The organism is Streptomyces sp. NPDC029122 (assembly GCF_055569445.1).
On the sequence record NZ_JBVHWK010000013.1, the window covers coordinates 99,388 to 111,144 of the forward strand.

Annotated in this window: 15 protein-coding genes; all 15 read right to left on the reverse strand. The window is 73.1% G+C overall.

The genetic code is table 11. The features are described from left to right. Positions 1-9: 9 nt before the first annotated feature. The gene (gene whiG / locus ACZ4WZ_RS17450; RefSeq protein ID WP_401246432.1) at positions 10-846 is read right to left on the reverse strand and encodes an RNA polymerase sigma factor WhiG; all 837 of its coding nucleotides are present in this window, start codon (positions 844-846) and stop codon (positions 10-12) included. A 209-nt stretch (positions 847-1,055) separates the two neighbouring features. Then, on the reverse strand, positions 1,056-2,234 hold the full coding sequence (gene dprA, locus ACZ4WZ_RS17455; protein ID WP_467891083.1) for a DNA-processing protein DprA: 1,179 nt from the start codon (positions 2,232-2,234) through the stop codon (positions 1,056-1,058). Continuing rightward, entirely contained in the window at positions 2,231-3,853 is a 1,623-nt protein-coding gene (locus ACZ4WZ_RS17460) for a YifB family Mg chelatase-like AAA ATPase (protein WP_467891085.1), read from the reverse strand. The genes dprA and ACZ4WZ_RS17460 overlap by 4 nt, the downstream gene beginning before the upstream one ends. Further along, a complete protein-coding gene (locus ACZ4WZ_RS17465; protein ID WP_467891088.1) occupies positions 3,853-4,224 on the reverse strand; it encodes a YraN family protein in 372 nt (123 codons plus the stop codon). Before ACZ4WZ_RS17465 ends, ACZ4WZ_RS17460 begins: the two co-directional genes overlap by 1 nt. Before the next feature lie 116 nt (positions 4,225-4,340). Then, positions 4,341-4,661 (reverse strand): DUF2469 domain-containing protein, encoded by a 321-nt coding sequence (locus ACZ4WZ_RS17470; protein ID WP_267032412.1) that lies wholly within the window; start codon positions 4,659-4,661, stop codon positions 4,341-4,343. A gap of 55 nt (positions 4,662-4,716) precedes the next feature. Then, positions 4,717-5,220 (reverse strand): NUDIX hydrolase, encoded by a 504-nt coding sequence (locus ACZ4WZ_RS17475; RefSeq protein ID WP_467891091.1) that lies wholly within the window; start codon positions 5,218-5,220, stop codon positions 4,717-4,719. Further along, entirely contained in the window at positions 5,210-5,968 is a 759-nt protein-coding gene (gene lepB, locus ACZ4WZ_RS17480) for a signal peptidase I (RefSeq protein ID WP_467891093.1), read from the reverse strand. Before lepB (ACZ4WZ_RS17480) ends, ACZ4WZ_RS17475 begins: the two co-directional genes overlap by 11 nt. 44 nt (positions 5,969-6,012) lie before the next feature. Continuing rightward, positions 6,013-6,927: a signal peptidase I gene (gene lepB, locus ACZ4WZ_RS17485; protein ID WP_467891095.1), complete on the reverse strand. Its 915-nt coding sequence runs from the start codon at positions 6,925-6,927 to the stop codon at positions 6,013-6,015. A 100-nt stretch (positions 6,928-7,027) separates the two neighbouring features. After that, positions 7,028-7,741: a signal peptidase I gene (lepB, locus tag ACZ4WZ_RS17490; protein ID WP_467891097.1), complete on the reverse strand. Its 714-nt coding sequence runs from the start codon at positions 7,739-7,741 to the stop codon at positions 7,028-7,030. Positions 7,742-7,976: 235 nt separating this feature from the next. Further along, positions 7,977-8,744: a signal peptidase I gene (gene lepB, locus ACZ4WZ_RS17495; RefSeq protein WP_467891100.1), complete on the reverse strand. Its 768-nt coding sequence runs from the start codon at positions 8,742-8,744 to the stop codon at positions 7,977-7,979. A gap of 44 nt (positions 8,745-8,788) precedes the next feature. Beyond that, positions 8,789-9,139 (reverse strand): 50S ribosomal protein L19, encoded by a 351-nt coding sequence (gene rplS, locus ACZ4WZ_RS17500; protein ID WP_030227407.1) that lies wholly within the window; start codon positions 9,137-9,139, stop codon positions 8,789-8,791. 133 nt (positions 9,140-9,272) lie between these two features. After that, the gene (gene trmD / locus ACZ4WZ_RS17505; protein ID WP_467891102.1) at positions 9,273-10,094 is read right to left on the reverse strand and encodes a tRNA (guanosine(37)-N1)-methyltransferase TrmD; all 822 of its coding nucleotides are present in this window, start codon (positions 10,092-10,094) and stop codon (positions 9,273-9,275) included. After that, a complete protein-coding gene (rimM, locus tag ACZ4WZ_RS17510) occupies positions 10,094-10,681 on the reverse strand; it encodes a ribosome maturation factor RimM (RefSeq protein WP_467891105.1) in 588 nt (195 codons plus the stop codon). Before rimM ends, trmD begins: the two co-directional genes overlap by 1 nt. Before the next feature lie 78 nt (positions 10,682-10,759). Further along, positions 10,760-10,999, reverse strand: coding sequence for an RNA-binding protein (locus ACZ4WZ_RS17515; RefSeq protein WP_007266827.1), 240 nt, complete (start codon positions 10,997-10,999; stop codon positions 10,760-10,762). A 2-nt stretch (positions 11,000-11,001) separates the two neighbouring features. Continuing rightward, positions 11,002-11,439 (reverse strand): 30S ribosomal protein S16, encoded by a 438-nt coding sequence (rpsP, locus tag ACZ4WZ_RS17520; protein WP_125817063.1) that lies wholly within the window; start codon positions 11,437-11,439, stop codon positions 11,002-11,004. Positions 11,440-11,757: the final 318 nt, after the last annotated feature.

The window sequence follows — 11,757 nt, forward strand, 5'->3', positions numbered from 1 at the left end:
CGCCGCGGCTCAGCGGCCGACGTCGGCGAGCTTGGCGCGCAGCTGGAGCACGGACTTCGTGTGGATCTGGCTGACCCGGCTCTCGGTGACGCCCAGGACGTTGCCGATCTCGGCGAGGGTCAGGCCCTCGTAGTAGTAGAGGGTCACCACGGTCTTCTCCCGCTCCGGGAGGGTGTTGATGGCCCGCGCGAGCAGGCGGCGCAACTCCCGGTCCTCTGCCACCTCGACCGGGTTGTCGGCGGCGGTGTCCTCCAGGGTGTCCATCAGGGACAGGCGGTCGCCGCCCTCCCCGCCCACGTGCAGCAACTCCTCCAGGGCGACCACGTTGGCCAGGGACAACTGGCTGAAGACCGTGTGGAGTTCCTCCACCGCGATGCCCATCTCCCCCGCGACCTCGCCCTCCGTGGGGGTGCGGCGCAGCTGGGCCTCCAGCGTCGCGTAGGCGCGTTCCACGGCCCGCGCCTTCTGCCGGACGGAGCGCGGGATCCAGTCCAGCGCGCGCAGCTCGTCGATCATCGCGCCGCGGATCCGGGTGATGGCGTACGTCTCGAACTTGATGGACCGCTCGATGTCGAACTTCTCGATCGCGTCGATCAGGCCGAAGACCCCGGAGGAGACGAAGTCGGCCTGTTCCACATTGGGCGGCAGGCCCACGCTGACCCGGCCCGCCACGTACTTGACCAGGGGCGAGTAGTGCAGGATCAGCTGCTCCCGCAGCCGTTCGTCGCCCGAGTCCTTGTATGAGCGCCAGAGCACCTCCAGGGACGAGGGCGCGGTGGACCGCACGCTGCCACGAGCAGCGGGGGGAACCGCGGCGCGGTCGGACCCTGAGGTGTGCTGGGGCATGCTTCGCCTTTGCCGGAGCGGGATTCCTTGGGAGCGTAGCGTGACGGAAGTGTCGCGGTGCGCGAAGAGTACGGGATGGCGCAGGGGCGCAGGGGCGTCCGTCCTCGCACGGGCGGCCCGGGACCGGCGCCTCGCGCACGGTCCCGGCGAGTGCCACCGGGAGGACCGCGTCTGTCATCGCCGTCACTCTTTCACCGGAACGCACCAGGTCAACGACCGCCTCGCCGGTCGGCTCCGGAATGCACCCCCTCTCGTGACGTCCGCGGGGTCAACCTCCAGCCGTCACCCTGCCGTTCGACGAACCCCAGAGAGTGAAGTTCGTACAGTCTGCCGATGACTTCATCGGTGCCCGTGGCCGCGGCGAGGGCGATCTCCTCCAGGCCCGCCGGGCGGCCCGCCGGAAGCGCTTCGAGGACCCGGGCGGCGGCGGGTGCCAGCAGGTCCCGGTCGAGGACCGGGCCGCGGCGGGCGGGAGCCAGCTCGCCCATGTCGCCGACCAGTTCGACGATCTCGTCGGCGTCGGTGACGAGCACCGCCTCGCCGCGCAGCAGCTCGTGCACCCCGGCCGAGAGACCGCTGGTGGCGGGTCCGGGGACGCCCATGGTGAGGCGGCCCAGGTCCTGTGCGCGGCGGGCGGTGACCAGGGAGCCGCTGCGGTGGGCGGCCTCCACGACCACCGTCCCCCGGGTGAGGGCCGCGATGACCCGGTTGCGCAGGACGAACCGGCTCGGGGTCGGGTGGGTCCCGGGCGGCAGCTCGCCCAGCACCAGCCCCTGGCGGGTGATCCGGCCAAGGAGCCCGGCGTGGCCGCGCGGGTAGGCCACGTCCACCCCGCAGGCCAGGACCGCCGCCGTGGCGCCGCCCGAGGCGAGGGCTCCCCGGTGGGCGGCGCCGTCGATCCCGTACGCCGCCCCGGAGACGACCACCCAGCCGCGCTCGGCGAGCCCGGCGGCCAGGGTCTGCGCCATGTGGGCCCCGTACGGGGTACACGCCCGGGCCCCGACCACGGCGACCGACCGCAGGGCCCAGGTCCGCAGGTGGGGATGGCCCCGCAGCCAGAGCCCGACGGGCCGGGCGTCTCCGAGGTCGTCCAGCTGGGTCGGCCACTCCGCCGAGCCGGGGCAGACGAACCGGCCGCCCGCCCCGGCGGCGCTCTCCAGGTCCCGCAGGGGCTCCGCGGCGGCGGCCCGCCTGCGGTATCCGGCCAGCCGCTCGGGCCCCACTCCGGTCAGCGCCCCGGACTCCGGCTCGGGGCCGGTCAGGAGCCGTATCAGGCCGGCGGCCCCGAGCTCCCGGATCCAGCGCCCGCCGTGCTCGTCCCCCGGCTCCAGCACCCGGGTCAGCGCGGCCCGGGCCAGGTGCTCCGGGTCGTACCCGGCGGCGCTCACGACCCCGCCCCCATGGCCTGGGCCGCACCCCGGGCGATCCCGGTGCGCAGCTCGAGCGCGACGGCCGCGTCCAGCGCGTCGGGGCGGTCGCGGCCCCGCAGGTCGGCGACGGTCCAGGCGACCCGCAGCACCCGGTCCAGCCCCCGCGCGGTGAGCAGTCCGCGCTCCATGTCGCGCTCGGCCAGCGCCAGGGCGCCCGGGCCGGCGGGCCAGCGGGTGCGCAGCTCGTGCCCGGGCACCTCCGAGTTGAGCCGCCACGGGGTGTCGGCGAGTCGGGCGGCGGCCCGGTCGCGGGCCTCGCGGACCCGGTCGGCGACGGCGGCGGTGGCCTCGCCGCGGCCGCCGCGGCCCAGCAGGTCGGAGCGGGTGACCGGCTCGACCTCGACCCGCAGGTCGACCCGGTCGAGCAGCGGCCCGGACAGCCGGGCCTGGTAGCGCCGGATCACCGAGGCGGGGCATTCGCAGCCGGACCCGTGCAGGGTGTGGCGGCCGCAGGGGCAGGGGTTCGCCGCGAGGACCATGAGGAAGCGGGCGGGCAGCCGTACCACTCCGGCGGCCCTGGCGATGACCACGTGCCCGGCTTCGAGGGGCTGCCGCAGGGCGTCCAGCACCTTCCCGCTGAACTCCGCGGCCTCGTCCAGGAAGAGCACCCCCCTGTGTGCCAGGGAGACCGCTCCGGGCCTGGGGATCCCGGCGCCGCCGCCGACCAGCGACTGCATGGTCGCGGAGTGGTGCGGGGCGCAGTACGGGGCCCTGCCGACGAGCGGTTCGCCGGGCGGCAGGATTCCCGCGACCGAGTGGACGGCCGTCACTTCAAGGGAGTCCCGTCGGGTGAGCGGCGGCAGGAGCCAGGGCAGCCGCTCGGCGAGCATCGTCTTGCCCGCGCCCGGGGGCCCGCTGAGGAAGAGGTGGTGGCCCCCGGAGGCCGCCACCTCCAGGGCCCGGCGGGCGCTGTGCTGCCCGGCGACGTCGGCGAGGTCCGGGAAGTCCGCGGCGTCACCCCGGCCCGAGAGGCCCGTCCCGAGCCCGGCGCCGGGCACGACCAGCCCGGCGAGCATCGGATCGGGGCGCCCGGCGTCCTGCGGCGGCTCCTCCTCGGGCACCTCCCCGCCGGTCAGCACCGCGATCAGCTGCCGCAGGCTGCGCACGCCCAGCACCGAGACGTCCGGGACGAGGGCGGCCTCGGCCGCGCACTGCTGCGGCACCACCACCTGCCGGTACCCGGCCTCGGCGGCCGCGAGCACGGCGGGCAGGATCCCCCGGACGGGGCGCACCCGGCCGTCGAGGCCCAGTTCCCCGATGAGCACGAGGTCGGCGATCCTCGCGGGGTCGACGACCTCGGCGGCGCCCAGGACGGCCGCGGCCACGGCCAGGTCGAAATGGGCGCCGGCCTTCGGCACGGACGCCGGGCTGAGTCCGACCGTGAGCTTCTTCTGCGGCCACGGGGCGCCGGAGTTCACCACCGCCGCCCGTACCCGGTCGCGGCTCTCCACCAGGGTCTTGTCGGGCAGCCCCACCAGGGTGAAGGCGGCCACTCCCGGCTCCAGATCCGCCTGTACCTCCACGAGTACGCCCTCGACGCCCACCAGCGCCACGGAGCAGGCCCGCGCGAACCCCATCAGGCCGCCCCCCTGACGTGCTCCACCACGGGCGCCCCGCGCCGGGGCAGCAGGACTCCGACGAGGTCGATCCGCACCCCGCCCGGCGGCGGCCCCCCGTGGTCGGCGAGCCAGCGCCCGGCGAGCCGGCGCAGCCGCTCGGCCTTGCCGGCCCGGACGGCGGCCATGGGGTGTTCGAAGCCGCCCGCGCGGCGCGTCTTGACCTCGCACACGACGAGGGCGTCCCCGTCGCGGGCGACGATGTCGATCTCCCCGGCCCGGCACCGCCAGTTCCTGGCGATCACCGTCATCCCGGACTCGGTCAGCCTCCGCGCGGCGAGCTCCTCGCCGTACCGCCCCAATGCCCGCTGTGCCACGCTCTTCGCGTCCATCCGGCACCACCTCCGGCACCGACGGTCCCGCGTCCCGGCCCACCGCGTGGATCTTGGTGGACAACCCGGGCGTTGTGGATATCCGGCTCACCCGCGGGGGTGAGCCGGCCCGTGGATCAGCCGGGGAGGTCGCCGCCCGGCAGTTCGAGGTCGCTCTTGTTGAGCTCCTCGATGTTCACGTCCTTGAAGGTCAGCACGCGGACCTGCTTGACGAAACGGGCCGGACGGTACATGTCCCAGACCCACGCGTCGGCCATGGAGACCTCGAAGAACACCTCGCCCTGGACCGAGTGCACCTGCATCTCGTAGTCGTTGGTCAGGTAGAAACGTCGCTCGGTCTCGATCACGTACTTGAACAGCCCGACGACGTCGCGGTACTCCCGATAGAGCTTCAGCTCCATCTCGGTCTCGTACTTCTCGAGGTCCTCGGCACTCATGGCATGTTCCCCTTCAGCCGTGCGTCCCCCTATTGTGCGCCAGCGCCGTACGCCCCTAAACGATTTCCGGGGCGAGGACCACCGGAGCGCCCGGAGGACCGTCGTCGAGCAGCGTCCGGAGCAGCTCGGCCAGTCTGGTCGGGTACACCGTCTCACGGGCCGCGAGGAGTTCCTCGGAGGTCCACCACCTGGCTCCCGTGACGCTGCGCCGCTCCAGCTCCGTGAGGCCGCCCATCTCGGTGGCGGTCTGGGCGGTACGCGCCAGGAAGTACCACTCGTCCTGCTCCCAGCGCCTCCCGTCGAAGGGGAAGGCGCAGTACCGGTGCCACAGCACCGGCCCCAGTTCCACTTCTGTGATCCCGGTCTCCTCGGCGAGTTCCCGCAGCGCGGCCTGCTCGCGGGTCTCGGTGCCCTCCACACCGCCGCCCGGGGTGAACCACCAGTCGTCGGCGGGGTCGTCCGGTTCGAAGCCGTGCAGCAGCAGGATCCGGTCCTCGGGGTCGAGCAGGATCACCCGGGAGACCTTCCGCGGGGGCGTCGCGGACGGCTCAGCGCCCATGGGAGCCCGCCCGCCCCCGCCCGCGCCCCATGAGCCGGGCGAGCGGCCCGTAGGCGGCGCCCAGCAGCACCAGGGCCGCGCCGGCCAGCACCGCGGTCACCTGGAGCCGCAGCGGCCCGGGAGCGGAGATCCCGCCAGGCAGGGCGGCGAAGATCCGCGGCCGCTCCAGCATCGTCATGGACGGCCACGCCACGGCGTCGACCCGGGCCTGGACCGCCGAGCGGGGCACCGTCCCCTGGCCGGCCTCCTGGAGGTGCGCCCGGGAGTCCAGCGAGCCGCCGCGCCGGTCACCCATCAGGAAGAGGTTGCCCTCGGGCACCTTCACCTCGAACGCGGTCGCCCCCGCGGCCGCCGCCCCGTCGCCCTCCCGGTCCACGTAGGGCTCGTCCAGCGGCTCGCCGTTCACGGTCACCCGGCCGCCCTGGCGGCAGCAGGCGACGGTGTCGCCGCCGACGGCCACGACCCGCTTGACCATGGGGGAACTGCTCCACACGGTGTCAGTAAAGACGACGACGTCGCCGCGCCGCACCTCGGCGCCGTCGATCCGCTGGGCCAGCACCCGGTCGCCCGGCCGTACGGTCGGCACCATCGAGTCCGTCGGCACCGTGTACGGCTGGTACACCAGCGCCCCCCAGCCGAAGCCGCCGAGGAAGAGCACGAAGCCGATGGCCACGGCGATCCCCGACAACGTGTTGCCGAGGCCCCCGTGGCCATCCCTGCGCGTGCGTATTGCCTGCGTTCCGCCCATTGCAGCGCCCCCATGCCTCGGAGATCGTCGACCTGGGCGGCACCCTACCGGGCGGTACGCCCCTTGGTCAGCCTCCGCCGGCGCCACAGGACGACGGGGACGGCCCCCGCGAGCCCGAGGGCGGCGGGCGCGATCCCGGCCGGGCCCAGCCCGCTCGCCTGCGGCGAGTGCAGCGGCGCCGGGGGCTGCTTGCCGATGCCCGGCTGGTCGAAGGTGTCCGGGACGGGGAGCGTGGACCAGCGGGTGACCGGCCACGCCACGACCACGGCCCGGCCGACTACCTCCTTGACCGGGACGAAGCCTTGGGTGGAGTCCTGCTGGTGGTACCGGGAGTCCTGGGAGTTCTGGCGGTGGTCGCCCATCACCCAGATCTTGCCCTTGGGCACGGTGATCGGGCCGAACGGGAAGTCGTCACAGGCCGAGTTGCCGGGGAAGATGTACGGCTCGTCGAGCGCCTTGCCGTTGACGACGACCGGTCCCCCCTTCTTGCACTCCACCGTGTCCCCGCCGATGGCGATGGCCCGCTTGATCAGGTCCTTCTCGTCTGCGGACGGCATCAGGCCGATCTTGCTGAGGATCTGCTGCGCGATGTTGGGCTCCGGGGTGGGCTCCCCGGCCAGCCAGTTCGCGGGGTCGTGGAAGACCACGACCTCTCCGCGCTCGGGCTCCGAGCCGAACCACGGGGTCAGCTTGTCCACCAGCACCCGGTCACCGCGCTGCAGGGTGTTCTGCATCGAGTCGGACGGGATCGAGAAAGCCTGCACCAGGAAGGTCTTGATCAGCAGGGCCAGCAGCAGGGCGATACCGATGAGGAGCGGGAGCTCCTTCCAGAAGGAACGCTGCGGACTGCCCGCCTCGGCGTCCTCCTCCCCGGTCTCGTGCCCGACGGCGTCGTCCGGCCGCTCCTCACCTTCATCGCGTCCGGATCGTGCGCCTACCGCCACATCCCCCACATCCACTCCTCACTCGGAAAACCGCCGCCCGCACCGGGATCAGACGCGGGCCCTCCCCTCCCCTAACGAGCGGGAGTTCCCTAAGGCGCGGGAGACCAGGGCCACACTATGCGAACGGCGTGCCCCGACGGCGCCGACCGGGCCCGCGCCGCCGGCCGCCGCGTACGGGATCCGGCACCGACAGGAAGGTCGCCGGCTGGTCGAGTCCGCGCCAGTGGCCGAAGGGCCAGGCGATCACGACCGCCTGCCCGACCACGCCCTTCTCGTCGATGGTGCCCTCGAAGGCCTCGTCGAGGTGGTACCGGGAATCGGCCGAATTCGCGCGGTGGTCGCCCATCACGAAGAGCCGCCCGGCCGGTACGCGCACCTCGAACCGGATCTCGGAAGGAGCGTTGCCGGGTGACACGTACGGCTCATCGAGCGGCGCTCCGTTGACGGTCACCCGGCCCCGGCCGTCGCAGCACTTGACGGTGTCCCCGCCGACGCCGATGACCCGCTTGATCAGGTCCTGCTCGTCCGCCGAGGGCAGCAGGCCGATGAAGGTGAGGGCCTGCTTGATCTGCCTGACGCCCGCCGGGTCCGGAGCGGGCCTCCCGGCCTCGCCCTTGAGCCAGCCGCCCGGGTCCTTGAACACGACGACGTCGCCCCGCCGGACCTCCGACCCGAACCAGGGGGTCAGCTTGTCCACCAGCACCCGGTCGCCGATCCGGATCGTCTGCTCCATCGAGCCGGACGGGATGAAGAACGCCTGCACCAGGAAGGTCTTGAGCACCAGGGCTATGCACAGCGCGACCGCCACCAGCAGCGGCAGCTCGCCCACCCGGCGCGTGCGCCTGCGCCGGCGCACCCTGCGGGCCAGCCGGCGCCGCTCGGCCCGCCCGCCGGGCTCCGCGGCCGCGCCGTCGTCGGCGCCGGGCGCCGGCGCCGGCCCGGGGGCCCCCGCCGCCTCCCGCGCGGGCGGCGGCGCCTGCCTCGGCCCGGATCTGCGCCGTGGCCGCTCCGGCTCGGGTTCCCGGTCCGGCTCGGGCCGGCGCCCGCCCCTCGGGCGGCCCCGGCTACCCACGCGGGCCGTCCCCGGTCCGCGCCCCCGGCACCGAGCCCCAGCGCGACACGGGCCAGCCGATCCAGTCGGCCCGCCCGATCACCTTCTCCACCGGGACCATCCCACCGCCGGGCTCGCCCAGGTGGTCCCGGGAGTCCCGGGACTGGGAGCGGTGGTCGCCCATGACCCACAGGGTCCCCACGGGGACGGCGATCCGGAAGGGCACCTTCGAGGCCGAGTCCCCGGGGTACAGGTACGGCTCTTCGACCGGGACCCCGTTGACCTGGATCCGGCCCCCCTGGTCGCAGCACACCACGTCGTCCCCGCCGACGCCCACGACCCGCTTCACGAAGTCGGTGTCCGAGGGCTCCGCGAGCCCGAGCGCCGAGAACGCCCCGCGCACGGCGTCACCGACCGGGTTCCCGCCCGCGGGTTCCCGGACGAAGGAGCCGGCGCCGTCGAAGACCACCACGTCCCCCCGCCGCGGCGCGGCGCCGAAACGGTACGCCAGCTTGTTGACCAGGATCCGGTCGCCCACCTCGAGGGTCGGCTCCATGGAACGGCTCGGGATCTGGAAGGGCTGGACGACGAAATTGGCGAGGAGCAGCAGGAAGACGGCGCACAGCACGCCGACCAGGCCGGCCCGCCGCCAGGAACGGGAACCGGAACCGGACCGGGAACCGGAACCGGAACCGGAACCGGAAAAAGCAGAACGCGGCCGCCCCTCCCCCTGCTCGGGAGAGGAGTGGCCGCGCTGTGTGAGCTCTGCTTCGGTGTCCATCGGGTGCGAGCCTATCCGCCCGTCCCCGGGACCCGGAGGGGAGATCAGCGGTCGCGCTTCTCCTTGATCTTCGCGGCCTTGCCGCGGAGCTCACGGAGGAAGTACAGCTTGGCGCGACGCACGTCACCGCGGGTGACGAGCTCGATCTTCTCGAAGATCGGGGAGTGGACCGGGAAGGTGCGCTCCACGCCGACGCTGAAGGAGACCTTGCGAACGGTGAAGGTCTCGGAGACGCCAGAGCCCTGGCGACGGATGACAACGCCCTTGAACTGCTGGATACGGGAGCGGTTGCCCTCGATCACGCGGACGTGCACGTTGATGGTGTCACCGGGGCGGAAGGCCGGGACGTCCGTGCGCAGGGAGGCGGCGTTGACGCCATCGAGCAGGTGAGACATGTTGTTCGTCTGCTTTCTTCGCACGACGCCACAGGTCGCCGGTGCGGGTTTCCGGAGAGAATTCGGGAGCCGTGGCACTCCCCGCACGACGGTCCCCCTGTGGCAGGAGCGTACGGAAGCACACAGCAGCCGCCTATTCTTCCACGGCCTCCGGCCTGCGCCAAAATCGGCCGTCCCCGGACGGCTTCCAGCCCAGGATGCTGAGGATCTCGCGGTCCTTCTTGTCGAAGGCGGAGGCCTCGCAGCGCTCGATCAGGTCGGGGCGGTTCTGCGCGGTGCGGCGGAAGGCCTCGTCGCGGCGCCAGCGGGCGATCTTCCCGTGGTGGCCGCTGAGCAGCACCTCGGGGATGCCCCGGCCCCGCCACTGCGGCGGCTTGGTGTAGACGGGGCCTTCGAGGAGGTTGGCCATCTCGCCGGGGGCGAAGGAGTCGTCCCGGTGCGATTCGGCGTTGCCGAGCACGCCGGGCAGCAGCCGGGCCACGGCCTCGGTGACGACCAGGACGGCCGCCTCCCCGCCCGCCAGGACGTAGTCGCCGATGGAGACCTCGTAGACCGGCATGCGCGTCGCGTACTCGTCCATGACGCGGCGGTCGATGCCCTCGTACCGGGCCGGCGTGAAGATCAGCCAGGGGCGCTCGGAGAGCTCGACGGCCAGTTCCTGCGTGAAGGGCCGGCCGCTGGGCGTGGGCACCACCATGACCGGGCCGTGCGCGCCGGACTCGTAGCCGTCGGCGAGCACCGAGTCGAGGGCCTCTCCCCAGGGGTCGGTCTTCATGACCATGCCCGGGCCGCCGCCGTACGGGGTGTCGTCGACGGTGTTGTGCCGGTCGTACGTCCACTCCCGCAGGTCGTGCACGTGTACGTCGAGCTGCCCGCGGGCCCTCGCCTTGCCGACGAGGGAGACGTTCAGCGGCTCCAGGTACTCGGGGAAGATCGTGACGACGTCGAGCCGCATCAGTCGTCGTCCCCGGACTTCTCCGCGCCTTCGGTGTCCGCGGCCCCGGCAGCGTCACGCGCCGACGCGACCTCGGCGCGGTCGTCGATCAGCCCGGGCGGCGGGGTGATGACGCAGCGCTGCTCCTCCAGGTCGATCTCGGCGACGATCTCCCCGACGAAGGGGATCATGACCTCGCTGCCGTCCGGGCGCTCGACGATGAAGAGGTCCTGCGAGGGCAGGTGCGAGATCTCGGTGATCCGGCCGATCTCGGTGCCGTCCTCGAGTACCACGTCCAGGTCCATGAGCTGGTGGTCGTAGTACTCGTCCTCCTCCTCGGGCAGCTCCGCCGGGTCGACGTCCGCGATCAGGAGGGTGTTGCGCAGCGCCTCGGCGCCGGTGCGGTCCTTGACGCCCGCGAAGCGGAGCAGGAGCCGGCCGCTGTGCACCCGGCCCGTCTCGATGGTCAGCGGACCCGCCGACGCCGGTTCGGTCCGCAGCACGGCGCCGGGCGAGAGCCGCAGCTCCGGCTCGTCGGTCCGCACCTCGACGGTGACCTCACCCTTGATCCCGTGGGCGCGGCCAACCCGCGCGACTACCAGCTCCACCTTTAACTCCTGTTCGGAACGACAACGGGCCGGGGCGGGCACGTATGCCCTCCCCGGCCCGTGCCGGTGTTCAACTGCTCAGCGGACCTGGTCCACGTCGACGAGGTCGACGCGGATCCCCCGGCCGCCGATGGCGCCCACGACGGTACGCAGAGCACGTGCGGTGCGGCCGTTGCGGCCGATCACCTTGCCGAGGTCGTCGGGGTGCACCCGGACCTCGAGCACCTGTCCGCGGCGCAGGTTGCGCGAGGCGACCTGCACGTCGTCGGGGTTGTCCACAATGCCCTTTACGAGGTGCTCAAGAGCCTCCTCGAGCATGCTCAGGCCTCGGTCGACTCGGCGGCGGCCTCAGCCTCGTCCGCCTTCTTGTCGGCCTTCTTCTTCTGCGTGATGGCCTCGCCCTTGCCCTCGCCGATGCCCTCGAGGGCCTTGGCGAACTCGTCGAAGGAACGACGCTTGTCTTCCTTCGTCGCCGGCTGCAGCAGCGGCGCCGGGGCCGGGAGGCCCTTGTGCGCCTGCCAGTCACCGGTGAGCTTCAGGATGGCGAGGACGGCCTCGGTGGGCTGGGCGCCCACGGACAGCCAGTACTGCGCGCGCTCGGCGTTGACCTCGATGCGCGACGGGTTGTAGGTCGGCTGGTAGATGCCGATCTCCTCGATCGCGCGACCGTCCCGGCGGGTGCGGGCGTCGGCGACGACGATGCGGTAGTGCGGGGAGCGGATCTTACCGAGGCGCTTGAGCTTGATCTTGACTGCCACTGGAGTGGTGTCTCCTGAACTTGACGTGGTTGGGCACTTGAGATGCCACGTGGGGTTGCGGTACTCGGGTGCCCGATGGACGCGTCAGCCGGAGGAGAGAGGGGTCCTATGCGACTGTCGAGTACAGCTGCCCATTGTGCCACATGCCCGCGTCCCGCCCGACAGGCGGGATGCACCGTCCCGCCCCGGCGGGACGGTCCGGTCACCGGGGCGGAGGGGGGGGGGGGGCGGGGGGGGGGGGGGGAGGGCTGGGGGGGGTAGGGCCCGCCCGGGGGGGTGGGGGGGGGGGGGGGGGTGCGGTGGGTGCTCTGGGGTTCT

Coding starts and splice junctions, on each gene's coding strand:
- whiG (WP_401246432.1), bottom strand. CDS start 846: ATGCCCCAGCACACCTCAGGGTCCGACCGCGCCGCGGTTCCCCCCGCT.
- ACZ4WZ_RS17460 (WP_467891085.1), bottom strand. CDS start 3,853: ATGGGGTTCGCGCGGGCCTGCTCCGTGGCGCTGGTGGGCGTCGAGGGC.
- ACZ4WZ_RS17465 (WP_467891088.1), bottom strand. CDS start 4,224: ATGGACGCGAAGAGCGTGGCACAGCGGGCATTGGGGCGGTACGGCGAG.
- ACZ4WZ_RS17470 (WP_267032412.1), bottom strand. CDS start 4,661: ATGAGTGCCGAGGACCTCGAGAAGTACGAGACCGAGATGGAGCTGAAG.
- ACZ4WZ_RS17475 (WP_467891091.1), bottom strand. CDS start 5,220: ATGGGCGCTGAGCCGTCCGCGACGCCCCCGCGGAAGGTCTCCCGGGTG.
- lepB (WP_467891093.1), bottom strand. CDS start 5,968: ATGGGCGGAACGCAGGCAATACGCACGCGCAGGGATGGCCACGGGGGC.
- lepB (WP_467891100.1), bottom strand. CDS start 8,744: ATGGACACCGAAGCAGAGCTCACACAGCGCGGCCACTCCTCTCCCGAG.
- rplS (WP_030227407.1), bottom strand. CDS start 9,139: ATGTCTCACCTGCTCGATGGCGTCAACGCCGCCTCCCTGCGCACGGAC.
- trmD (WP_467891102.1), bottom strand. CDS start 10,094: ATGCGGCTCGACGTCGTCACGATCTTCCCCGAGTACCTGGAGCCGCTG.
- ACZ4WZ_RS17515 (WP_007266827.1), bottom strand. CDS start 10,999: ATGCTCGAGGAGGCTCTTGAGCACCTCGTAAAGGGCATTGTGGACAAC.